The sequence below is a fragment of the Lysinibacillus sp. NPDC056220 genome, from assembly GCF_049315265.1.
Taxonomy (GTDB): domain Bacteria; phylum Bacillota; class Bacilli; order Bacillales_A; family Planococcaceae; genus Lysinibacillus; species Lysinibacillus pinottii.
This window is the reverse complement of record NZ_JBMOXD010000003.1, coordinates 635,288-658,253: the sequence shown is the minus strand read 5'-3', so window position 1 is coordinate 658,253 and position 22,966 is coordinate 635,288. Positions and strand designations below refer to the sequence as shown.

The 22,966-nt window shown below is 39.6% G+C and carries 23 protein-coding genes; 20 read left to right on the top strand and 3 right to left on the bottom strand.

What is annotated here, in order from left to right; genetic code table 11:
• The first annotated feature begins 1 nt into the window (after position 1).
• From ACOZBY_RS13505 to ACOZBY_RS13455, 11 genes are all read left to right on the top strand, one after another.
• Complete coding sequence (locus tag ACOZBY_RS13505; protein ID WP_012293930.1) at positions 2 to 1,060, top strand: P1 family peptidase; 1,059 nt, start codon at positions 2 to 4, stop codon at positions 1,058 to 1,060.
• 468 nt (positions 1,061 to 1,528) lie between these two features.
• Entirely contained in the window at positions 1,529 to 2,089 is a 561-nt protein-coding gene (locus tag ACOZBY_RS13500) for a M15 family metallopeptidase (RefSeq protein WP_207889824.1), read from the top strand.
• Complete coding sequence (locus tag ACOZBY_RS13495; RefSeq protein WP_012293932.1) at positions 2,073 to 2,867, top strand: M55 family metallopeptidase; 795 nt, start codon at positions 2,073 to 2,075, stop codon at positions 2,865 to 2,867. The genes ACOZBY_RS13500 and ACOZBY_RS13495 overlap by 17 nt, the downstream gene beginning before the upstream one ends.
• 204 nt (positions 2,868 to 3,071) lie before the next feature.
• Entirely contained in the window at positions 3,072 to 4,895 is a 1,824-nt protein-coding gene (locus tag ACOZBY_RS13490) for a peptide ABC transporter substrate-binding protein (RefSeq protein ID WP_031419616.1), read from the top strand.
• Between the two features lie 83 nt (positions 4,896 to 4,978).
• On the top strand, positions 4,979 to 5,923 hold the full coding sequence (locus tag ACOZBY_RS13485; protein ID WP_036161306.1) for an ABC transporter permease: 945 nt from the start codon (positions 4,979 to 4,981) through the stop codon (positions 5,921 to 5,923).
• Positions 5,923 to 6,897 (top strand): ABC transporter permease, encoded by a 975-nt coding sequence (locus ACOZBY_RS13480; RefSeq protein WP_012293935.1) that lies wholly within the window; start codon positions 5,923 to 5,925, stop codon positions 6,895 to 6,897. The genes ACOZBY_RS13485 and ACOZBY_RS13480 overlap by 1 nt, the downstream gene beginning before the upstream one ends.
• On the top strand, positions 6,890 to 7,963 hold the full coding sequence (locus tag ACOZBY_RS13475) for an ABC transporter ATP-binding protein (RefSeq protein WP_012293936.1): 1,074 nt from the start codon (positions 6,890 to 6,892) through the stop codon (positions 7,961 to 7,963). Before ACOZBY_RS13480 ends, ACOZBY_RS13475 begins: the two co-directional genes overlap by 8 nt.
• A complete protein-coding gene (locus ACOZBY_RS13470; RefSeq protein ID WP_198694810.1) occupies positions 7,950 to 8,903 on the top strand; it encodes an ATP-binding cassette domain-containing protein in 954 nt (317 codons plus the stop codon). Before ACOZBY_RS13475 ends, ACOZBY_RS13470 begins: the two co-directional genes overlap by 14 nt.
• A complete protein-coding gene (locus tag ACOZBY_RS13465) occupies positions 8,900 to 9,832 on the top strand; it encodes a S66 peptidase family protein (RefSeq protein WP_031419619.1) in 933 nt (310 codons plus the stop codon). The genes ACOZBY_RS13470 and ACOZBY_RS13465 overlap by 4 nt, the downstream gene beginning before the upstream one ends.
• A 7-nt stretch (positions 9,833 to 9,839) precedes the next feature.
• On the top strand, positions 9,840 to 10,625 hold the full coding sequence (locus tag ACOZBY_RS13460; RefSeq protein ID WP_031419620.1) for a serine hydrolase: 786 nt from the start codon (positions 9,840 to 9,842) through the stop codon (positions 10,623 to 10,625).
• A complete protein-coding gene (locus ACOZBY_RS13455) occupies positions 10,622 to 11,452 on the top strand; it encodes a C40 family peptidase (RefSeq protein ID WP_012293940.1) in 831 nt (276 codons plus the stop codon). Before ACOZBY_RS13460 ends, ACOZBY_RS13455 begins: the two co-directional genes overlap by 4 nt.
• Before the next feature lie 393 nt (positions 11,453 to 11,845).
• On the opposite strand, the gene ACOZBY_RS13450 is transcribed toward ACOZBY_RS13455, so the two are convergent.
• From ACOZBY_RS13450 to ACOZBY_RS13440, 3 genes are all read right to left on the bottom strand, one after another.
• Positions 11,846 to 12,289, bottom strand: a complete 444-nt coding sequence (locus tag ACOZBY_RS13450) for a hypothetical protein (RefSeq protein WP_230591380.1) — start codon at positions 12,287 to 12,289, stop codon at positions 11,846 to 11,848.
• A gap of 107 nt (positions 12,290 to 12,396) precedes the next feature.
• Positions 12,397 to 13,182, bottom strand: coding sequence for a glucosaminidase domain-containing protein (locus tag ACOZBY_RS13445; RefSeq protein ID WP_422762474.1), 786 nt, complete (start codon positions 13,180 to 13,182; stop codon positions 12,397 to 12,399).
• 129 nt (positions 13,183 to 13,311) lie between these two features.
• On the bottom strand, positions 13,312 to 14,706 hold the full coding sequence (locus ACOZBY_RS13440; protein WP_036167950.1) for a hypothetical protein: 1,395 nt from the start codon (positions 14,704 to 14,706) through the stop codon (positions 13,312 to 13,314).
• Between the two features lie 254 nt (positions 14,707 to 14,960).
• On the opposite strand from ACOZBY_RS13440, the gene ACOZBY_RS13435 reads away from it, so the two are divergent.
• From ACOZBY_RS13435 to ACOZBY_RS13395, 9 genes are all read left to right on the top strand, one after another.
• Positions 14,961 to 15,914 carry an ABC transporter ATP-binding protein gene (locus tag ACOZBY_RS13435; RefSeq protein WP_198694806.1) on the top strand — a complete coding sequence of 318 codons (954 nt, stop codon included), beginning with the start codon at positions 14,961 to 14,963 and terminating at the stop codon, positions 15,912 to 15,914.
• The gene (locus ACOZBY_RS13430; protein ID WP_422762473.1) at positions 15,907 to 17,424 is read left to right on the top strand and encodes an ABC transporter permease/substrate-binding protein; all 1,518 of its coding nucleotides are present in this window, start codon (positions 15,907 to 15,909) and stop codon (positions 17,422 to 17,424) included. Before ACOZBY_RS13435 ends, ACOZBY_RS13430 begins: the two co-directional genes overlap by 8 nt.
• Positions 17,425 to 17,560: 136 nt before the next feature.
• Entirely contained in the window at positions 17,561 to 18,199 is a 639-nt protein-coding gene (locus tag ACOZBY_RS13425) for a DUF2975 domain-containing protein (RefSeq protein WP_422762472.1), read from the top strand.
• A gap of 11 nt (positions 18,200 to 18,210) precedes the next feature.
• Positions 18,211 to 18,423, top strand: a complete 213-nt coding sequence (locus tag ACOZBY_RS13420; protein ID WP_031419630.1) for a helix-turn-helix domain-containing protein — start codon at positions 18,211 to 18,213, stop codon at positions 18,421 to 18,423.
• A gap of 46 nt (positions 18,424 to 18,469) precedes the next feature.
• Positions 18,470 to 18,793 (top strand): DMT family transporter, encoded by a 324-nt coding sequence (locus tag ACOZBY_RS13415; RefSeq protein WP_012293949.1) that lies wholly within the window; start codon positions 18,470 to 18,472, stop codon positions 18,791 to 18,793.
• Between the two features lie 12 nt (positions 18,794 to 18,805).
• Positions 18,806 to 19,177 (top strand): DMT family transporter, encoded by a 372-nt coding sequence (locus ACOZBY_RS13410; RefSeq protein WP_012293950.1) that lies wholly within the window; start codon positions 18,806 to 18,808, stop codon positions 19,175 to 19,177.
• Positions 19,178 to 19,279: 102 nt separating this feature from the next.
• Positions 19,280 to 19,993 carry an HAD family hydrolase gene (locus ACOZBY_RS13405; protein WP_012293951.1) on the top strand — a complete coding sequence of 238 codons (714 nt, stop codon included), beginning with the start codon at positions 19,280 to 19,282 and terminating at the stop codon, positions 19,991 to 19,993.
• Positions 19,994 to 20,151: 158 nt separating this feature from the next.
• Positions 20,152 to 20,583 (top strand): hypothetical protein, encoded by a 432-nt coding sequence (locus tag ACOZBY_RS13400; RefSeq protein ID WP_031419634.1) that lies wholly within the window; start codon positions 20,152 to 20,154, stop codon positions 20,581 to 20,583.
• A 97-nt stretch (positions 20,584 to 20,680) separates the two neighbouring features.
• Entirely contained in the window at positions 20,681 to 22,897 is a 2,217-nt protein-coding gene (locus ACOZBY_RS13395; protein ID WP_197150734.1) for a YheC/YheD family protein, read from the top strand.
• Positions 22,898 to 22,966: the final 69 nt, after the last annotated feature.

The following is a 22,966-nucleotide window of genomic DNA, read 5'->3' as shown; positions in this document are numbered from 1 at the left end:
TATGCAGGGAAAGGTAAGGCAATTCGGCATTGAAGTGGGTGTGTTACCAGCTGGGCAGAAAAACTGTATTACTGATGTTGAAGGGGTACGAGTAGGACATGTCACATTGGATGAGTCGATAGATCATGAAGGAGCTTACGCCTGTACAGGTGTCACAGCTATTTTACCGCACGGGGGGAATTTATTTCAGCACAAAGTTACAGCAGCTAGCCATGTGTTAAATGGTTTTGGCAAAACAACTGGGCTTGTGCAGGTGAATGAGCTAGGTGTGATTGAATCACCAATTATGCTCACAAATACTTTTGGTGTACCAGCCGTTATGCAGGGAGCACTACGTTATATGCTCGACATGAATGAGGATATAGGTCAAACGACTGGCACCATCAATATTGTTGTAGGTGAATGCAATGATAGCTATTTAAATTCCATCCGAGCATGTCCCGTAACACCTGAGCATGCCGTAGAAGCCATTCGTAATGCCTCTCCGAATACAGCACAGGAAGGGGCAATTGGCGCTGGAAAAGGAATGATGTGTTTTGGCTATAAAGGGGGAATTGGCTCCTCTTCTCGAATTGTCAAAGTTGATAAAGAAGAAATTAGCTATACGGTGGGCTGCATGGTGCTCAGTAATTTTGGGCACAGCTCAGAATTTTTAGCTGAACGTTATGCTGCTTCCTCCATCCAATGTGCATCGACCCTAGCGCCAACAGATGGTTCGATTATTATAGTCCTTGCCACCGATGCTCCACTAAGTAGTCGTCAGTTGAAGAGAGTCATTAAACGCTGTGGGATAGGTTTAGGTCGAACAGGCAGTCATTACTCACATGGCAGTGGAGACATTGTGATAGGCTTTACAACTGCACACAACATCCCACATATTTCTGAACAGCTTGTAGAAACAAGAACTCAACTCCGTGAGGATCATCCCGTGATGAATCAGTTATTTGCGGCTGCGGCAGAGGTAACTGAGGAAGCCATTCTCAATTCACTAGCTCAGGCACAAACCACAATTGGTCGCAACGGACATCAAGTAGAAGCCTACTCATTTCAAAAAGCATAGCGAAAAGGTTATTGAGACATAGACAGTGTTTCAATAACCTTTTTTTGCGTAAGTACACTAGATTCAACATTTTTTTAGCATGTGAGGGCCATGAGATGAATAAAATCCTTAAATAGAGGATAAAAGATATTTTTCGACGACATTTTGCTGGATTAGGAATCTTTTTAAGAGAATACCCACTAATTTGTAATAATTGTATTTTTATCTAGTCAATGCTAGAGAGATATGATAACATTCATTTTAAAAAACTGAATAATCTAATAATTAAGGAGGTGTTCTAGTATTGTAAACCTCTTTCAACCAATTGGAACGACTTCAAATGAAAATTCACCTGAGAGGCCATCTGTTATCGAAAGCCAAGAGCCTCTTATCGAGATTACAGGTTTTCATAGAAGAATTTTTGTTGAACCTATTTACTATCAGCAAAAGATTCCTAATAGTTTACGAAGCATTTATGTACGTGAAGGTTTGTTTGAACGCTTGCAGCATGCTTTGACCCTATTACCGGAGGATTTTAGCCTGCTAATCTATGATGGCTATCGCCCATTCCAAGTTCAACAGTATTTATTTAGTTATTTTTTAAAGCAATTGGCCCACATTCTGCCACATGCTACAGAACAAGAATTACTGCAGGCAACTAAAAAGTATGTCGCCTTACCAAGCGCAGAGGCTGCTCATTTAGCACCCCATTTAACAGGAGGTGCTATTGATATAACGCTTGCTGATAGACAAGGGAAAGCTTTGAATCTCGGTACAGCCTTTGATGAAATGAATGAAAAATCAGCTACACGCTATTTTGAACATAACTCAAATGAAAATCCAGAGGCTTGTCAACATCGACGTTTATTATACAACTGTATGACACAAGTAGGCTTTAGTAATTATGCAGAGGAATGGTGGCATTACGATTTTCATAACGTGGCGTGGGCAAGACGAGTTCAAGCTAAAACGGCCTGTTACGGAGCCATTCAGGTAACGATTCAAAATCATGAAATAAAGGAGATTCGATTCAATGAAGGTTTATATTAGCGCCGATATAGAAGGCATTACGGGTACAACTACCTGGAGTGAAACAGAGTTAAATGCACCTGACTATCAATTTTTTCAAAAACAAATGACACAAGAAGTAGAGGCTGCCATTGAAGGGGCGATAGCGGGGGGAGCAACAGAAATACTATTGAAGGATGCACACGATTCAGCACGCAATCTCGATATTTCTAATTTACCTATCAACTGTAAGGTAATTCGTGGCTGGACTTACGATCCGATGTGTATGGTTGCGGGTCTCGATCAAAGCTTTGACCGTGCGATTTTTATTGGCTATCACAGTAAAGGGGGAAGTGCGCGTAATCCGCTTGCCCATACACTTTGCACGTATGCAGATGTCAAAATAAATGGTGAGTATGCGAGTGAATTTTTAATTAATACGTATGCAGCGGCACTACATGGTGTTCCGGTTTCGTTTGTCAGTGGGGATGTTGGCTTGACTGAAGAAATTCAGACCGTCAATGAAAACATTGTGACCTTCGCGACAAAAGAAGGAATAGGGAATGCAACTATTAGTGTCAGCCCGAAGCTAACGCTTATGGAAACCAAAAGACTGGTAGAGTCCTCGATGAAGGTGCCACGTGAGCATATTCAGGTACCATTGCCAGAGCGCTTTATGATAGAAATCATATATCGAGATCATACACGGGCTTATCGTAATTCCTTTTATCCAAATGCCACATTTAAACCACATAATTCTGTAGAATTCAACACTGATGATTTTTATGAAGTACTACGTATTTTGCAATTTTTAACTTGACTGTGAGGATGGGCTTTAACTAAGGAACGTGTGAGCCAATAGGACACGCTGTTGTCATGTTGAATAAGTAGTTTTGGTTGGCATCTATAGAGAGATGGTCAATAGAGACTGACCTAGCGAATGTTTGAAAAATCCTATTGAGGGTCATGTCATCAGTCCTTCCAATAGGATTTTCATTATAAAAAGAGGACTAGGGGGATGCATGTGAGAAAATATGGGTGGCTTTTCGTTTGTCTGGTCGTATTGTTTTGTGTAGCCTGTAATGATGAATCATCGAGTGAAAAAGCATCAGAATATCGCGTGGTGTATTCAGGGGAAATTAAAACATTAAATTATTTAAAAACGTCTGAAACGAATGAATTTGCGGTGGCGGCGAATATGGTGGATGGTCTCATTGAATATGATAAGTACGGGGTAGTCCAGCCAGGATTAGCGAAGGAATGGTCGGCAAATGAAGATGCCACTGTATGGACCTTTAAATTGCGTGATGACGCCAAATGGGTGACACATGAAGGGAAAGAATATGCGAATGTACTTGCACAGGATTTTGTGGACGGTTTACAATATGTTCTTGATGCCAAAAATGAATCCTCGACAGCCTGGATTGCGACAGTTGTAAAAAATGGAGAGGCATTCTATAACGGTGACATAACGGATTTCAAGCAGGTAGGCATAAAGGCGTTGGATGAACATACAGTAGAATATACTTTAGAAGCATCAACACCTTATTTTCTTTCTATGTTAAACTACGTTTGTTTCTTCCCAGTGAATGGTAAGTTCATTGCAGAAAAAGGGGTGGACTTTGGCACAACACGGGAAAATTTCCTTTATAATGGCGCTTATATTTTAGATAAATTTGAGCCACAAAATGAGCGTGTTCTAGTAAAAAATAATACGTATTGGGATAAAGACAAAGTACTGATTGACCGTATCCGCTACAAATATAATAAAGAAGCAGCAACGGTAGCACCTGAACTGTTTTTACGTGGAGAAATTGATTCCGCAAGTATTCCTACTTCCATTATTGATGAATGGTTTAAGGATGATAAGAAAAAATCTCAAGTTCGTCAAACACAAAATAACTTCTATACCTACTTCTACGCTCTCAACTTTAACCCACAATTTGACGCAGAATATGAACCAGATAACTGGAAGGTCGCCGTCAACAACAAAAATTTCCGAAAATCAATATTTCATGCCCTGGACCGTGTTTCCGCCATGCTAACGATGGAGCCTTATAATCCAGCCGATTTGCTGAGCAACACGATTACCCCAAAAAACTTTGTAGATGTTGAAGGGGTAGATTACACACAATTAACGCCGCTTGCAGCTATTTCCAATGAAGATTCCTTTCATAAAGAACTAGCACTTGAGTTCAAAGAAAAAGCCAAAGCGGCATTAGCGGGAAAAGCTACATTCCCTGTAAAAGTGTTATTGCCATATAATGCTGGTAGTCCAGACTGGGCTAATCGTTCCCAAGTAGTGGAGCAGCAAATTGAAAAATTACTCGGGACAGATTATGTCGACATTATTGTTGAGGCAGGTCCAGCGACAGGCTTTTTATCTGAGGTGCGTCGTCCTGGCAAATTTGCGCTTTTAGAAGCGAACTGGGGTCCAGATTATGCGGATCCATCCACGTATACGGATCCATTTACAGTGGATGGTACTTATAATAAACCTGAATTAGCTGAGGGGTATACAGAAGCCAATGGAAAAACGACGTATCAAAACCTTGTGGATGAAGCAAAAGTAACGATTGATGTGGCAAAACGTTATGAGCTATTTGCAAAGGCAGAGGCCTTTTTAATTGAAGAAGCTTTTGTAATTCCCTATTCCGTTGGTGGTAGTGGCTATGTTGCATCTAAATTAAATCCTTTTGAGGCACAGTATTCACCATTTGGTGTGACTGCTGAGAAATTTAAAGGCCAGCAAGTTTTGGAAAAACCAATGAGTAATGAAGACTTTAAGAAAGCGCTTGCTCAGTGGGAACAAGAGCGTGCTGACGCTTTGGCTAATGCTAAAAAGTAGTAGGGGATCGTAGATGAAAAAGGAGATACCGAAAGGAACAGTCGGCATCTCCTTTAGTCTTTTTGACATAGGAGGATGGCGCGATGTTGCACTATATAGGAAAACGACTCTTACAATCCGTGTTCACCCTTTTTATTATTATTACTATTGTTTTTTCGTTATTACGATTAATGCCAGAGGAAGGATATTTAGGTGCGGCAGCCGATAAAATGTCTCCTGCTCAGCAAGAAATCTATTTAACGAATCTAGGATTACGGGATCCATTGCTTATCCAGCTAGGAAACTTTTACACGAAATTATTACAAGGGGATCTCGGGAAATCGGTGACCTATCGAACGGATGTACCTGTTACAACGATTATTGGGGACAAAATTATATATTCACTACTTTTTGGTTTAGGAGCTGTTGCCCTTTCACTCTTAATTGGTGTGCCGCTAGGTATTATGATGGCTTATCGTAAGGGGCGTTGGCTCGATCGACTTGGGACAGGCTATATTGTTTTTGTCGTAGCTGTACCTGCAGCTGTTTATTATTTAGTGATACAAATGTATATTACAGATCTTTTTCAATTGCCGATGCTCTTTGATGAATATAGACCGATTACATGGATTCTTCCATTAACCTCCATGGCGTTGGCTCCTACAGCCTCCTATGCGATGTGGATGAGACGTTATATGGTGGATGAATTGAACAAGGACTATATTAAACTTGCGAGAGCTAAGGGAGTAAAGGAACGAACATTAATGTTCAAGCATGTTTTACGAAATGCCTTTATCCCAATGGCGCAATATTTACCTGCCACTATTTTGTTCACCATTACGGGCTCTATTTATATAGAATCTTTGTATTCCATCCCAGGGATGGGGGGCTTACTCGTTGATGCGATTCAACGACAGGATAATACGATTGTCCAAGGCTTAGTGCTGGTGTTCTCCTCCCTTGGTATCATCGGACTTATTTTAGGGGATATTGCCATGGCGCTTGTTGATCCTCGGATTAAACTAGGCAAGGGAGGCGGAGTACGCTAATGGGCATGTATACGAATGAAATTCATAATATTTCTAATAAATCACGGGAAACATTGTTTGAATTTGTGGAAGTCGATGCGCGACAAGCAGAAGAAACAGGTCATTCTAATTACTCATATTGGCGTTCCACATGGCAATCCTTTTTGAAAAATCGACTAGCTGTGTTTTTATTAGTTGGCGTGCTTATAATTGTTGGGTTTACGATCCTACAGCCGTATTTACCAGCACAAAAATCACCAACGGAAATTTACCTAGATGAGCAAACTGGGATGCAGGCACGTAATATTTCCCCTAATGCTGAGTTTTGGTTTGGTACAAACTCAATTGGGCAGGATTTATGGTCACGAATTTGGGCGGGGACAAGGACATCCTTATTTATCGGCTGTGTAGTCGCTTTAGTAGAAGCCGTGGTTGGGATTACAGTTGGAACACTATGGGGCTTTTCGCGAAAGCTAGAGGTGCCTATTACACAACTGTATAACGTTGTTGATAATATCCCAACAACCATTGTCCTGATTTTAATGTCTTATATTTTACGACCAAGTATATCAACGATTATTATCGCCATGTGTATAACGGGGTGGGTGGAAATGGCTAGATTTATTCGCAATCAAATTGTTATTTTACGCGACCGTGAATACAACTTAGCCTCTAAATGCTTAGGGACACCGGATTACCGTATCATTTTTAAAAATCTACTACCCTATTTAATTTCTGTCATTATGTTACGGTTGAGTCTAGCTATTCCCTTTGCCATAGGGGCAGAGGTATTTTTAACGTATATTGGCTTAGGGCTGCCAATTAGTGAACCGTCCTTAGGTAATTTAATCAATGAAGGGCGTGTGCTCATGATGTCGCCAGACTTACGATATCAGCTAATTTTTCCGAGTATTGTATTAAGTGTCATTACTATTGCGTTTTATATTATTGGTAATTCCTTTGCAGATGCAGCAGATCCGAAAAACCATGTATAAGGAGATGAAATTAGTGACATCTAAAAAATCACGCCTATTAGTTATCCAAAATTTAGTCATTCAATTCACATTACGTGGTCGTGTATTAACAGCAATTCGAGATATTTCTCTGGATATTTATAAAGGGGAAAGCTTAGCTATTGTTGGTGAATCTGGTTCTGGCAAATCCGTGCTCATGAAGTCCATTATGGGCTTGCTCGACAAAAACGGCAGCATTAAAAAGGGCAGAATCATTTATCGAGCACAGGATCTAGGCCAATTTACGACAGAGCAAGAATGGCTTCGGATACGAGGAAAGGAAATAGCGATGGTGACGCAGGACCCGATGACATCTTTAAATCCGTTAAAAACGATCGGGAAGCAAATTGAGGAATGTGTATTGTTACATCAAGGCTTGAAGGGGAAGGAGGCTTATGAAGAAACATTAAAATTACTCACAGATGTTGGAATCCATGATGTGAAAAAACGCTATAAGCAATATCCACATGAATTTTCTGGTGGGATGCGTCAACGTATTGTCATTGCGATTGCGATCGCCTGTAAGCCAAATATTTTACTATGTGATGAACCAACAACCGCTTTAGATGTAACCATTCAAGCACAAATTTTGCAGCTATTAAAAAATCTCCAACAGAAGTATGGCTTAACGATTGTCTATATTACGCACGATTTAGGCGTCGTCGCCAAGGTGGCAGACCGTATCGCGGTGATGTATGCGGGTGATGTGATTGAGGTGGGGGAAACTCATGAAATTTTCTTTAATAGTAAGCACCCTTATACATGGGCCCTTATTTCCTCCTTACCGCAGCTCGGCTCCAAGGGAGAAGCGTTGTATTCGATAAAAGGGACGCCGCCCAATCTTTTTCAGGAAATAAAGGGTGATGCCTTTGCGCCGCGCAACGAATATGCGCTGAAAATTGATTTTATCGAGCGCCCACCTTTTTTTCAGGTTAGTGACACGCATTATGCACGAACATGGTTATTAGATCCACTTGCCCCAAAGGTAGAACCTCCTGCTGCCTTACAAGCCTTTTTTGCAGAGGGGAGGCAGTATGCTAGTGAGTGATAAAGAAGTGTTACTAGAAGTGAAAAATTTAACCGTCAATTTTGGCAAGGGGAAAGATACATTTACGGTCATTGATGATGTTAGTTTTCATGTTTTTAAAGGCGAAACATTTGGTTTAGTAGGTGAATCAGGTTCAGGGAAAACAACGATTGGGCGGTCTATTATGCGCATCAACGAGGTTACAGAGGGACAAATTTTATATCATGGCAAAACTATTCATGGGAAAATTCCGAAAGATTGGGATTTGGAAATTACCCAGAAAATCCAAATGATTTTTCAGGACCCGATGGCGTCGCTCAATGAACGTGCAAAAGTTGATTATATCGTGTCGGAAGGATTATATCCTTTCAAAAAATATAAAGATGAGGCAGAACGTCAGGAAAAGGTTCGCAAGGCACTATTAAACGTAGGTCTACTTCCAGAATTTTCGAATCGATTTCCTCACGAATTTTCTGGTGGTCAACGCCAACGTATTGGCATTGCTCGTGCATTAGTGATGGAACCAGAATTTATTATCGCTGATGAGCCAATATCTGCCTTAGACGTATCTATTCGGGCACAGGTATTGAATTTATTAGCAAATCTTCAACGGCAAAATCATTTAACCTTTTTATTTATTGCTCATGATCTATCCGTTGTCCGTTTTATCACGGATCGTACGGCCGTCATTTATAAAGGAAAAATTGTCGAGCTAGCCGAAACTGAGCGGCTTTTCATCCATCCACTTCATCCGTATACGAGAGCTTTACTATCAGCTGTACCGGAGCCAAACCCTTATAGGGAACGAGAGAAAGTGGTAGAGATTTATGATCCAACACAACATCGTTATGATGACAGTCCTCCTTCATTTGTGGAAATTGAGGATGGCCATTTTATTTTAGCTAATGAAGAAGAATTAACAGTTTATCGTACTTTATTGAAACGGGAGGTAAATGAATGATTCGTCCAAAGGCTTTGAAAAAAGGTGACACAATTGGTCTACTAAGTGCTTCAGGTGCTACTCCACCGGAAAGATTACAGCCGGCTATAGCGAGTATTGAAAAGCTTGGGTTGAAGGTGGTCGTTGGAGAGACGTGTCACGCGCGACATGGTTATTTAGCGGGCACTGATCATCAGCGGGCGGCGGATGTTCATCGAATGTTTCAGGATCCAACGATTGACGGCATATTTTGTGTTCGTGGTGGCTATGGGGCAACGAAAATTTTACCACTTTTAGATTTTGAGGTAATGAGGGCGAATCCTAAAGTCTTTGCAGGCTATAGTGATGTGACGGCTTTACATATAGCCTTCAACCAGCTAAGTGGCTTTGTTACGTACCATACACCCATGCCTTCGACTGAGTTTATTAGGCAGGAAATGGACGATTATACTTGGCAATCCTTTTGTCAGCACATAATGGCAGAAGAGATGGAGGAGTATGACTTAAAAAATCCTGTAGATCAACCAATGTCTAAACTCGTAGCTGGAAGTGCTACAGGAACACTTATTGGGGGCAATTTAACATTAGTGACAGCATCACTTGGGACACCCTATGAAATTGATACAAAAGGGAAAATTCTATTTTTAGAAGATATTGATGAAAGTGAACAACGAGTTGACCGAATGTTAACGCAATTAAAGCTAGCGGGGAAATTAGATGACGTAGCAGGTATCTTATTAGGAGCATGGACCAATTGCGGACCTGAAAATCCACAAAAGCCAGAACAAAGTTTATCGCTACAAACGATTTTTGAGGAAATTCTAGTGCCTTTTAACAAACCCATTATTTCAGGAATAGCGTGTGGACACTGTTTACCAACGCTGTCACTGCCTTTAGGAAGAACTATTACGATGGATGCAGACAATCATCAGATTCGTGTTGTTAGGTAGGTGTCATATGGAGAAAATAATCCAAGACCTCCTCCATGAAACTCCCTACAAAGTGCACCTCTTTGTAAAAAATCCAAAGAATGAGCAATTCCTATTTAGCCATCAAATAGGGGAGGCATTTTCGAGTGCTAGTATTATTAAAGTGCCGATTCTTCTAGCTGCTTTAGCGTATTTTGAGAAATACAGCATATCCCTTCATTCGTCCTTACCCATATCTCCTGCTGATTGGGTAGATTTTAGTGTAATAAGCGAGCAACGTCTGACGCAAAGCACCGTTTATGAGCTACTAGTATGGATGATTATAACAAGTGACAATACAGCAACAAACGTCCTAATTGATGTAGTAGGAATGGAATTTTTAAATGATTATTTCCGTCAAATAGGCTTACAGGAAACGTTGCTACAGCGAAAAATGATGGATGTCGAGCGCCTTGCAATGGGTTTAGACAACTTTACGTCTGCATGGGACATGGCTCACCTTTTTACACGTATTTATCAACAGGATTTACTAGCACCACCTTACAATAGGCTTGTCATCGATATTTTAAATAGACAACGCGCACATGAAGGCTTAAAGCGCTACCTCGTAGATGATGTAAAGCTAGCCCATAAAACAGGAGGGCTTGACACAGTCGATCATGATGTAGGTATTGTCTACAGTAACTCAATTGATTATCTGATTGGTGTTTTCATAACAAACGTAACGGAAAATGAGTTGGCTCGCCAACTTATTGGTCGTTTTTCAAAAGTGGTTTATGACCATATGATGGAGCAGAGGGAGGAACAGCAATGAAGTCTATCATTAAAGCTATGATTGCCAATTTGCATGTCAAGCCTGATGAAACTTCTGAATTAATAGATGAAGTTTTTTATGGCATGACAGTAGATATTCTGACAGACTGTCATGAGGATTGGGTATATGTCCAAACTGCCTATCGTTATAAAGGATATTGTCAGAAGGCTGATTTGCTGCTGGATGAAGATAAGGTATCGTTATGGCATAGAGAAGCACAGCATATCATTATTCAAAGTTTTGCAGATGTTTTACAGCAGCCTCGTATCCAAAGCACAAAGCTGATGACTCTTGTGAAAGGTTCTAGTATAGGCGTTGTTACGCAAGAGGACGTACCAGAAGAATGGTCTGCTGTACAATTAGTGTCGGGAAAAATAGGCTATGTTCGCACTAAGTGGCTACAGGCAAAGCGATCTCAAACCCAAATAACCGAGCATTCTTTTCGAGAAAACGTGATCGAAACAGCGTTAGGCTATCTAGCTACACCTTATCGCTGGGGTGGCAAATCACCATTAGGAATCGATTGCTCCGGCTTATGTTCAATGGCTTATATGTTAAATGGGGTTACTATTTTTAGGGATGCTAAAATGGTGGAGGGCTTTCCTATTGTGAAAATAGAGAAAGAAAGTAGACAAAAAGGTGATTTGCTCTATTTTCCAGGTCATATAGCTTTATACATGGGCGATAATTTGTATGTTCATTCTTCCCTTGGTGGGAACGAAGTGACCATCAATAGCCTAGATAAACAGCATGCACTCTATCGTCACGATTTAGCGACAACCCTAACAGAAGTAGGTACTTTATTTCCGGAGAAGCCCAAGCTATAGGCTTCTCTTTTTAACTGCCATTAAGCAGCTAGCCAATGGCCAGTATGCTATATTAGAAAAAAATTGAAGGGTAGAAGGGGAGTAGTTGGATTAAGGTTTACACGTCGTCAATCATCGCTAGATATAATTGGACAGATATGAGTTTAAAAGGAAGATGGATGTCCATGTAGAAGGACGGGTTCCAAGAGCGAAAGTAAGAAATCTGTATGTTAAGGAGGAGGGTTCAAGAAATAAAGACAGATGTCCATGGGTTAACGAATGAAGTCCATAACTTAAAGAGAGGGGTTTATACACTTCAGAAGGATACTCAATAGCTAAAGCATCATAGGGGCGTTACATAATAGAATCCGTTATTCACCGACAAATCAATATAGAATGTCTTGCTTTATTAGGTCAAAGCCTATAAAGCTTTTTTTGATGGTCATTATTTCGGAGGGTTTGCCAAAATAAATAAAGGACAAACGCCAAAATATTGATGACAAATAATGCGACTAGCTGCCATAAACCAATTAAAAAAGTGACCATGTATAGATCAAAGGCCGCTTCACCGACAGGCATATGTGGGAAGGGTGTTAATTGACTATAATGCCACACGAAATAACAGGCTAGTGCAGTACCTTGTCCCACATAAATAAAGATCCAATGGATATAAAATGATATTTTTAGTCGCCAGCAACAAAGGAACAGATTCAATACAATTATCAACATTGGGAACAGGACTATTTGAAAAAAGCTTTCAGCTATTTGAGTCATAAATAATAAGTTGTAGCTAAGTTGAATGATTGGCAAAAGTACTAGGTTGATGATGATGAGGCTGAGTAGTTGTGTACGAGTCACTATAGTCCTATCCTTTCCTTGCCGCATTTTTACATAAGGACGTTTGAGAAAAAGATTGGTTTCGCAAAAAAACTCCATGCCCATTTTCTGAGCATGGAGATTATCGTCTAATAGTGATAAATATTTAATTGCATACCAGCTTCGAGTCGATCTGACCTTAGCTGATTCCATTGCTTAATAGAGGTCACGTTGACATTATAGACCTCTGCGATATCTACTATAGAGTCACCATCCGTGACTGTGATCGTTTTTTTATCCTTTACCGGGCTGTCATATTGCTGTAGGTCATATTGAGCGATAAGTGAATTCAATTTTTCATTATATTTTGAATCAGTGGCATAGGAGCCTGTTAAAAACTTCGTCGCATCAGTATAGGATTTGGTGTTACTTTTGAAAACACCTGCATAATATTCCTTGTTCCACGAAACTCCATTTCGCATTAGCTTTACATAGTCCTGCATAGAAGCCTCATAGGAAGGGTATTTACGGAAATCAGCCATAATGGTAGACAGATTACCTGATCCATCATCCTCAGACGTTTCGAGTTTCACGGAATTATTTTGATAGCTGCCTTTCATGCCAAACAGATTATAATTGGGGGCAGAGCCAAGACCACTTTGTCCGCTCTCGCTTTCGAGAATGGCTTGTGCAATCATCACAGAGGCATATAAGTCATTATTGGCACCGAGATTTCGTGCAGTTTCAGCGATTTTGCCGATAAATTCTTCTACACTTGGGCGATCATCAATGACGACAGGCTCTTCTCTTTCTGTCGTATGAAACAATTGGGTCACCATAAAAAATGAAATACAAATAACCACGACAGCAATCAGAAGTCCTTTAAAAAAATTAACTACGTATTTCATGATAGGCTTGATGTTGGTAGTGACCACATCTCCCTCCCTTCTATTAAAAGTTTAGCTATCTCTTATTATGACAAAGAGTGAAAGAGAAATAAAGAAGTGTGTAAATAAATAGCTTATATCATTAATAGAACGTTGAGAACGTTAAATAGTTCCATGTCATTCCGCTGAATTGTCTATCTTAAAAGTTTGAGACATATATTGTTTAAATCTCTCAAAATATTGTTCGGAAGCCTCCCAGCGTCTAGTATTTAAAAAAGCTATCTCGTGGCGACCAAAATGGTTAGGTGGTTGGTAGTGTCGAGAAACATAGGATGGATTTTCTAATGAATAAAAATAATACGCTTCATCAGGCGTCTTAATTTCAATACGAGCATGAATAAAATCACCATCTTCATCCGTATAGGCCTGACGAAAACTATAATATTTAGAACCGTCCCAGAAACCATCGTCATCCTCGTCAAGCCCTTGAATTTCTGGATGTTGTAAAATTCGTTCTACATATTGTACCTCGATTTTAGGCACATAAAGGGTAGCGACATTTACACAAGTTAATAACATAATCCAGTGATCCTGAATATCCACTAAATTGTCCTGAGGTAAATCCGTAATGTCCCACCATTCATCTCCTTCATCGAATGATTTTCTCAATAGGGAGACGGTTTGATCTTCATTGAGCCAAATAAAATAATGATACTGGGAGGTTTTCATATAAATGCTATCATTCGTCTTGTCTCCGTCATCATCGATATGCGCTCGCTGAACAGTGAAATGCACACCATGTTCCTCAAGGTCAAAATAAGGCTTGTCTCCAGTCATCAAAATACACTTTGTTAGCTTTAGTATATTTTCCACATCGATGTGATGGTCCGTAAAATATACATGAGTTGCCTTCTTGATGTGGGGGATTTCCTGTAAATTAGTCAGTGCGGAGCGTCCTTCTTTAAGGATACTCACCAATGTGACGAATGAAAATTCAATCTCTTCTTCATCGTCATCCATATCATAAAAAACCTCGTCAATTAACACATCTTGTATACGGATAGGGAGTTCCTGAAAAACGCCATCTCCGTGCCAAATGTTGACGATACATTGCAGTGACTTCTGTCCATGAACGTTAAAGCGATACTCATCGTCTTGAACTAATACGTTTGCCTGAAGATGACCATTGACAATCGTTTCCCCATGATTATAGGAGCCACACAAAATATCCTCTACTGTCAGATGTCCGTGAACATAGATTTCCTGACCACCTACAGCTATATTTTTAGCTGTCAAATTGCCCATTACCATCAGTCCTATTGCACCATCCGTTTCTGCATTGTATAAATGATCTACCGTCAAATGACCATCAATAACAATAATGATCACATTGTCTTGCTGTGGGAAAGGAATGTCCCAATCCAAATCAAGAAAAGGAAGCTTCAAATCTCCCTCATAGTACGCAACAAGGTCGTTCTCACTAAAATCCGTGTAATGGCTTGCCCACCAAGAGTTTTCGGGAAACTTATCAGCCAGTTTGTTAATAGGTATAAATTGAAAGACATTCTTCATAGTTCACTACCTCCCAATTGCCGTTTTTTTTATCTTCTCATAAGACGGAATTAACAGTCAATTTAGTAGATTTATGTGTAATTAGGGATAAAATGCTATGATAAATAGTAAAGAGGTTTTACTACCATTGAGGAGTTGGGAGTGTAGTAAATCAACTAGCCTTCGTACAAATGTTTGGAAGGGCTATTATTTGTGAAATATATAGACGAAATACAAATTTACTATTTTATTCGCGAAATATAAGGAGCTGGCAAATGATAATATTTGATAATGTTTCAAAAATGTATAGTAACGACCATGTGGCTGTCAAAGCCCTCAACGTGGAGATTAAAAAAGGTGAATTCTTCGTTATTATCGGTCCAAGTGGATGTGGTAAAACTACTTTATTGAAGATGATCAACCGATTAATTCCATTGACTGAAGGAACTATTTGGATCAATGGAAAAAGAGTAAGTGATTATAATATTCACGAGTTACGCTGGAGTATCGGCTATGTGTTACAACAAATTGCTCTTTTTCCGCATATGACCATTGAAGAAAATATTGCGATTGTCCCAGAATTAAAAAAATGGAGTAAAACTAAAATTCAAAAGCGTGTGGATGAACTATTGGAATTGGTAGGCCTTGAGCCTGAAAAATATCGTCAGCGCAAGCCAAAGGAGTTATCTGGAGGGGAACAGCAAAGAGTGGGCGTAATTCGTGCATTAGCAGCTGATCCAGAAATTATTTTGATGGACGAACCTTTCAGTGCTTTAGATCCCATCAGTCGTACAAAGTTACAGGATGATCTACTAGATATGCAGCGAAAAATTCAAAAAACCATCGTCTTTGTCTCGCATGATATGCAGGAGGCGCTGAAGCTAGGGGATCGACTATGTGTCATGAAAGATGGAGAAATTGTTCAAATTGGATCTCCTCAGGAAATGGTAGAAAATCCAGTGAATGATTTTGTCCAACAATTTATAGGGGTAAATTCAGTTCACAATAGGTTTGATATTCGGACGGTTATGCAACCAATCGTAAGTGTTAGTGAGCTAGGGGATACGATTACTATCAATGAGCCGATCACAACGATTCTTGAAAAACTGACAGAGCATAACGTTCTTGGTGTGGAAGAAAATGGGGAGATTATGGGTATGGTGACTCGAACAGCTATACTGCAATATGTCGCAAATGATTTCAAGGAAAGAGGTCGAGCACATGACTAATTTCGTGGCGATGTTTGAGGAACGAAAGGAACAGCTTCTGGCAGCATTACTCGAGCATATACAAATCTCCTTTATAGCCCTATTTTTTGCCATCATTATTGCCATTCCGCTAGGTATCTATTTAACCAATAAAAAGAAAATAGCAGAAACTATAATTGGTATTAGTGCCGTGCTACAAACGATTCCATCTCTAGCGTTACTTGGGTTATTAATTCCTCTGTTCGGAATTGGCAAAGTTCCAGCCATCATTGCCTTAGTGGTCTATGCACTTTTACCGATTCTACGGAATACTTATACAGGCATCAAGGAAGTGGACCCTTCATTGAAGGAGGCCGCATTGGCAATGGGGATGAACACACCTAAACGTTTATTGAAGGTCGAATTGCCTCTTGCTCTGCCTGTCATCATGGCTGGTATTCGAACCGCTATGGTGTTAATTGTTGGCACAGCCACATTAGCTGCTTTAATTGGAGCCGGTGGTTTAGGGGATATTATTTTACTAGGCATTGATCGTAATAATACCGCACTCATTATTTTAGGGGCTGTGCCTGCAGCAATATTAGCATTAATCTTCGATATTTTACTGAAAAAGCTTGAGTCGCTGTCATTTAGAAAAACAGTAATAGCTGTCAGTCTTGTGAGTATGGTTGCATGGATGATGGTCTTCATGCCGCTTCTAAATGGTAAAGACCAAGATGAAATTGTCATCGCTGGAAAGCTAGGAGCGGAGCCTGAAATTCTCATTAATATGTATAAGTTATTAATAGAGCAGGATACAGACTTAACAGTGCAATTAAAACCAGGACTGGGTAAAACCTCATTTGTATTTAATGCGTTGAAATCTGGCAGCATTGATATATACCCAGAATTTACAGGCACAGCCATCTCAGAATTTTTAAAACAAGAAGCCATCAATAATAATGAGGCAGATGTCTATCGGCAGGCGAAAGATGGAATGCTAAAGCAATTTGATATGGTGATGCTGAGCCCAATGAACTATAACAATACGTATGCGTTAGCAGTATCGGAGGACTTGGCAGAAAGATATCAGCTACAAACTATTTCGGACCTTAAATCGATAGAACAAGCTGTTAAAGCAGGGTTTACATTGGAATTTAATGATCGTGAGGATGGATATGTCGGGATTCAAAAACGCTATGATATTGCGTTTCCCTCCCTTGCAACAATGGAGCCTAAGCTTCGCTACCAAGCGATTGAATCGGGAGATATCAACCTACTCGATGCTTATTCAACGGATAGTGAAATTCGTCAATACAAGCTCCGTGTATTAGAGGATGACCAAGCGCTGTTTCCGCCTTATCAAGGAGCCCCATTATTACGAAAAGAGACGCTGAACCAATATCCAGAGATTGAACAATCCTTAGATAAACTCGCTGATCAAATTACAGACGATGATATGCGGGAAATGAATTATCAAGTGAATGTAGAAGGAAAACTAGCGGCAGAAGTAGCCAATCAGTATCTAGTCAATGCCGGCTTACTGAAATAAACCATCATGACCCTCTAGTAGAAATGTGCTAGAGGGTTTTATTAATATCAATAATAATTTAATGATAAACATTAATTTATTATTGATAGAGATAAAAGGAACAGTATAATAAAATAGAAGAAAGGGGATGCTAAAAATGGAGAAAACAATTCAAAGCAAAGAATTTCAATTGTTGACAAAGGGGCTTCGGATCATCTTTTCGGTCATCATGGCTCTCATGATTTTAGGCATGGCGTGCATGGCAGTTATTTTTGTAGTAGCAATGATTGTGTCAGAGGATGCTGTGAATCATTGGTTAGTCAAGACAAGTGTGACAGCTTCCATTCATTTTGAGGGATTGGAAATGCTGTTGTCCAAGCAGACAGTTCAAGATATGTACTACAGGAAAATGGATATCGTGAAATTATTAGTAACTGCTACCATATACATAACTATTCTGTTTTTAATCGTTGTTCAAGTAAGAAATATTTTAAGTAATATAGCAAAAGGGATTATATTTTCGCTAGATAATAGTATAAAAATAGAAAGAATTGCGTATTGTGTGATAATCTTGAGCTTGACTGTAAGTGCATTCCGTACATATATCGTCTATCTAATGATGCAACCGTTTAAGCTTGAATCCTTATTGGAAAAGACAGATTTTATTACAGGGATCAGCTATCATTACACAGGTATTAATTGGACATTATTACTATGTGGTTTGGTGATTTGGACCATTGCGCGTATTTTCCGTTATGGTACATTTCTCCAAGATGAATATGATGCAACAGCTTAGGAAGTGAAAATATGACTATAATTATTCGTTTAGATCGGATGCTAGCGGATCGTAAAATGCAGCTGAGTGAGCTTGCAGAAAGGGTTGATGTGTCAATTGTCAATCTTTCTAATTTAAAAACAGGTAAGGTAAGAGCTGTTCGTTTCTCTACTTTAAATGCTATCTGTAAGGCTCTGGGCTGCCAGCCGGGAGATATATTAGAATATGTCGAGGATGAAGATTAATCATTGTAGCATTTAAACATAGCAGCAAGAAAGGATTTTCATAAAAATGATGGTTTTCAGTTTTTTATTTATCGCCATTGTAGCAGAAGTTTTTGCAAGCTCTATGCTCAAGCGTACGGAAGGCTTCTCTCGTATTTGGCCATCTCTCGGAGTAGTGGTCGGCTATGGCACGGCCTTTTATTGTTTAGCCTTAACCTTAAAAACAATACCCATTGGCACAGCCTATGCAATATGGGCAGGATTAGGCACAGCACTAACAGCCATCGTGGGTGTTGTACTGTATAAGGAACTATTTAATCGTAAGAAGGTACTAGGGATTCTTTGTATTATTTTAGGTGTCGTGGTACTTAATCTTGCGGGTAGTCATTAGGAGGCTAACGAGATGAAAGGCTATTTATTTTTAACACTCTCGATTATCAGTGAGGTTTTTGCAACAACTATGCTGAAGCTTTCAGATGGATTTACAGTTCTAGGACCATCTGTGGCGGTGGCACTTGGCTATGGAATATCATTCTACAGCCTATCCCTATGCTTGAAAACTTTGCCACTAAGCCTGGCCTATGCCATTTGGTCAGGTGTCGGCACCGCCTTGACGGTTATTGTAGGTATTGTCATTTGGGACGATATGTTTAACCTCTACTCTGCGCTTGGGATTGCACTCATAATAGGCGGAGTTATTTTGCTAAATGAAGGAAATCGAAATGATAGAGGGGCGGATAGCAAAGTGGAAGTGACGGATAGCATGCCAGAATAGACGGATAGCAGTAGGAAAGTGACGGATAGCATGCCAGAATAGACGGATAGCAGTAGGAAAGTGACGGATAGCATGTGGAAATAGACGGATAGAGTCAGAAAAATGGCGGATAGCAATGCAGGAATTGCAAATGACCGTTTAGGGGAGGAGGATGGGCTAGTGAAGGCGATTATTTTTGATTTTGATGGGACGATTATTGATACAGAAACAGCTTGGTATACAGTTTTTAAGGATGCTTATGCATCTTATGGTGTGGCATTATCGTTAGAGACGTATGCAAAATGCCTTGGTACAAATCTTCAGGATTTTAATCCTTATACCTATCTAGTTACACATCATCAAATGGATTTAGATGAGGAGGCATTTCGAACATCCATTCAAGGAAGGCATGCGGAACTGATGGAGTTGGAAGTGATAAGGCCTGGTATTTTAAATCTTTTGCAGCAAGCAAAGGAAGCGGGTTTAAAAATTGGTCTTGCAAGTAGTTCAAGCCGTTCATGGATTGATCGATTTGTAGATGCATTGGGTATACGAGAGTTTTTTGATTGTTATTGTACGGCTGATACGGTGACAAATGTTAAGCCTGATCCTGAGCTGTATGTGCAGGCACTTGAACAATTAGGTGTAAGTGCTAATGAAGCGATAGCTATGGAGGATTCACCGAATGGAGCACGTGCAGCTTTGGCAGCGGGTCTTCACACGGTAGTGGTTCCCAATACCATCACCAAGCAATTACCGTTTTCTACAGGTCATCATACAATAGATGATTTGGAACAATATGATTTAGAACAGCTACTGGCAAGCCTTGTCAAATAATGATTTGCTTCGAACCTCTAACCACTCATTTCGTTTGGTAGAGGTTTTTTTAGTTTCTTTGTGAAAAAGTCGTCATATTATGTATCGCTACATATTATAACGAGAGGGCAACTTACGGAGACTAGGATACTTATTCAGACTAGGGAGGGGGCTACAATTTGAATAGTGAGAAAAGAAGAAATCATTTTTTATGCGAAGCTTTGTGCGATTTGAAGGATCTTCAGGATATTATGATGGATTTTCATTCTAAATATTTCGGTCAGCTGCTTGTAAAAATAGTTGGGAGTGATACGATTCCGTTTTTTTTAATTACCAATAGTGGCGCACATTTAAGACTAATGGATACGGTAAAGGACTTTGAAACGGAGTTTTTCCGAATAGAGGACGTCGATAAAGATCGATATCGTGGCACGGTGTCTTTGCTACGTGCCTTTGATTATGAGGGGAACGATACCAATTCCCTTGCGGATGTAGTGAGGCTAGAAAAGACAAGTACAGAAAAATCCATTGAGCTTAGTAGTATTTCTGCGATTCAACTATTAAAGCCAGATATGCTAAAAGGGAAATTTATCATTGAACCTAAATGGTAGCATCCTATTAAACGACTAGAGCTAGAGCATCTGTCTATATGAAAAGGATTAAGAGTGAATGTAATAGAGATAGAATCTAATGAAAGGAAGTTTAGCTATGACGATTATTGGTATGCTGCATCATCGACTTGATCCGACGACAGTTCTCAAGTCATATGCATATGCGGCAGTTGCAAAGGCAGAAGGGGCACAGTTTTTTTACTTTACACCTAAAAGTGTTGATTTTGAAAAACGTACCATTCGCGCTAAGGTATATGAGAATGGGCAATGGCAGGAAAAAACAATGCCCTTTCCAGATGTTATTTATAATGCGGGAAGTCCAGAGAAGTTATCTGTGTCTAAAGAGATTATTGAGCGCTTAAAAGAAGAAATTCCCTTTACGACCTATTCGATAGGGAATAAATGGAATGTTATGAAACGATTAAAAGAAGCCAAGGAATTTGAACAGTATTTGATTCCTTCTGAAATTGTCAAGAATGCAGATGTATTTCATAACTTCATCCATTATTATAAAAGAGTTGTGTTTAAGCCAATTGATGGACGTAAAGGAAAGGGTATTTATTTTATTACGAAGGCCGGACCCAAGAATTTTGAGGTGAGAAAAGATAGTACGAATACAATCTATTCGAAGCCACAATTAGATGCCTTATTAAAAGAGCAACTTGCGTCTGGTACTTTTATTATGCAGCCTTATATTCAATCCATTACAAAGGCAGGCCAGGTATATGATTTCCGTCTGCATGTACAAAAAAATGGTGAAGGTAAATGGGTGGTGACGACTGTCTACCCTCGGATTGCTCCAAATGGCTCTATCATCCCAAATATAAATAATGGTGGATTCACCAATTATTTAGACCCATTTTTAGAGCAAGAGTTCAAGGAAGAAGCTTACAATATTCGACGAATGCTTGAGCATTTCTCTTTAGCACTGGCGCATCATCTAGATGACATACAAATGGAAAAGTTCGGGGAAGTCATTGATGAAATAGGCATTGACGTCGGTTTAGATCAACAACAAAAAATTTGGATGTATGAGGTAAATTGGCGCCCGGGCTGTCCTCCTGCTTTTTATTTAGAATTAGACGTCGTCATTAATTCTATCCGCTATGCGATGTATCTCGCAAAAAACCATAAACCTGTAAAAAAGAAAATGGTTCAACAGAAAAACAATCAAACGGACGTCAAAAAAGATATTGTTCAACCAAAAAGCAATCAAGTGGAGGCTAAAAAGGACTTACCTATTATTGCCATTACAGGAAGTGCAGGAAAAACAACAACCAAGGCATTTGTCGGTTCGATTTTATCAAAAAAATGGAATGTGTTTGAATCGAAGGATTATTGGAATACGACAGAGCATACAAAAAAGCATAAGGAAGAAATCAATGACTCTCATCAGGCTGTCGTATTAGAATACGGCATGGCGTACCCAGGTATTATTTCGAATCACTGTAGCATTATACAGCCGAATATTAGTATTGTGACGAATATTGGTTTGGCCCATGTAGGTAACTTTGATGGGGATGTAAGAGGGGTTGCGAAGGCAAAGTCGGAACTGATTCATGGGATGGACCAACAAGGGCTACTTATATTGAATAAGGATGATGATAATTCAAGATATTTAGAGACACAGCAATTTAAAGGGAAAATGTTAACGGTGGGCATAAAAAGTGATGCAGATTACCGAGCATATGACCTTCAGTATAAGGATATCGGCATGTCCTTTAAAATGAAGCTACATGGTCAAGAAATAGAATTGTATATTCCTATTTTAGGGGAGCATCATGTTTATAATGCGCTTAATGCTGTAGCTGTAGCTGATTATTTAGGGTTTAGTCCATTGGATATCCAGGCAGGGCTCAACTTTAAAAAGCCACCAAGACGATTAACGATTTATAACTTGCGTGATGATATAACGGTCATAGATGATACGGTTCACTCCCATCCACAAGGAGTCCGAGCTGCCATTGATGTATTGACCAATATTGCCAAAAAAAGAAAAGTAGCGATTATTGGACAAATGCGGGAGCTTGGGGTGTTGAGGGAAGAAGAATATCGGAAGGTTGGCGAGTATATTTATAAGGTAGGTATTGATGAATTCATCACTTATGGATTTAGGACTGATGAAATGAGTAATGCCGCAATTGAGATGGGGATGGACCCATCCAAGGTCCACCACTTTATTAATAAAGATGCCTTGCATGCACTGCTAGATAAACTCATACAACCTCATGATACGATTCTCGTAAAGGGAGCTAGTAAAACGAATATGTTTGAGACGGTGAAATATTTGGACCAAACATTGAAAGAAGAATAATCATTACATCACGATAACGGAATGCATATAAAAACCCGAGTAACTGTCCACTGGCAAGCGGCAATTATT

Coding starts and splice junctions, on each gene's coding strand:
- ACOZBY_RS13415 (WP_012293949.1), top strand. CDS start 18,470: ATGATGGTTTTCAGTTTTTTATTTATCGCCATTGTAGCAGAAGTTTTT.
- ACOZBY_RS13495 (WP_012293932.1), top strand. CDS start 2,073: ATGAAGGTTTATATTAGCGCCGATATAGAAGGCATTACGGGTACAACT.
- ACOZBY_RS13470 (WP_198694810.1), top strand. CDS start 7,950: ATGCTAGTGAGTGATAAAGAAGTGTTACTAGAAGTGAAAAATTTAACC.
- ACOZBY_RS13425 (WP_422762472.1), top strand. CDS start 17,561: ATGGAGAAAACAATTCAAAGCAAAGAATTTCAATTGTTGACAAAGGGG.
- ACOZBY_RS13420 (WP_031419630.1), top strand. CDS start 18,211: ATGACTATAATTATTCGTTTAGATCGGATGCTAGCGGATCGTAAAATG.
- ACOZBY_RS13410 (WP_012293950.1), top strand. CDS start 18,806: ATGAAAGGCTATTTATTTTTAACACTCTCGATTATCAGTGAGGTTTTT.
- ACOZBY_RS13405 (WP_012293951.1), top strand. CDS start 19,280: ATGGCGGATAGCAATGCAGGAATTGCAAATGACCGTTTAGGGGAGGAG.
- ACOZBY_RS13430 (WP_422762473.1), top strand. CDS start 15,907: ATGACTAATTTCGTGGCGATGTTTGAGGAACGAAAGGAACAGCTTCTG.
- ACOZBY_RS13395 (WP_197150734.1), top strand. CDS start 20,681: ATGACGATTATTGGTATGCTGCATCATCGACTTGATCCGACGACAGTT.
- ACOZBY_RS13440 (WP_036167950.1), bottom strand. CDS start 14,706: ATGAAGAATGTCTTTCAATTTATACCTATTAACAAACTGGCTGATAAG.
- ACOZBY_RS13465 (WP_031419619.1), top strand. CDS start 8,900: ATGATTCGTCCAAAGGCTTTGAAAAAAGGTGACACAATTGGTCTACTA.
- ACOZBY_RS13485 (WP_036161306.1), top strand. CDS start 4,979: ATGTTGCACTATATAGGAAAACGACTCTTACAATCCGTGTTCACCCTT.
- ACOZBY_RS13475 (WP_012293936.1), top strand. CDS start 6,890: ATGTATAAGGAGATGAAATTAGTGACATCTAAAAAATCACGCCTATTA.
- ACOZBY_RS13435 (WP_198694806.1), top strand. CDS start 14,961: ATGATAATATTTGATAATGTTTCAAAAATGTATAGTAACGACCATGTG.
- ACOZBY_RS13505 (WP_012293930.1), top strand. CDS start 2: ATGCAGGGAAAGGTAAGGCAATTCGGCATTGAAGTGGGTGTGTTACCA.
- ACOZBY_RS13460 (WP_031419620.1), top strand. CDS start 9,840: ATGGAGAAAATAATCCAAGACCTCCTCCATGAAACTCCCTACAAAGTG.
- ACOZBY_RS13455 (WP_012293940.1), top strand. CDS start 10,622: ATGAAGTCTATCATTAAAGCTATGATTGCCAATTTGCATGTCAAGCCT.
- ACOZBY_RS13480 (WP_012293935.1), top strand. CDS start 5,923: ATGGGCATGTATACGAATGAAATTCATAATATTTCTAATAAATCACGG.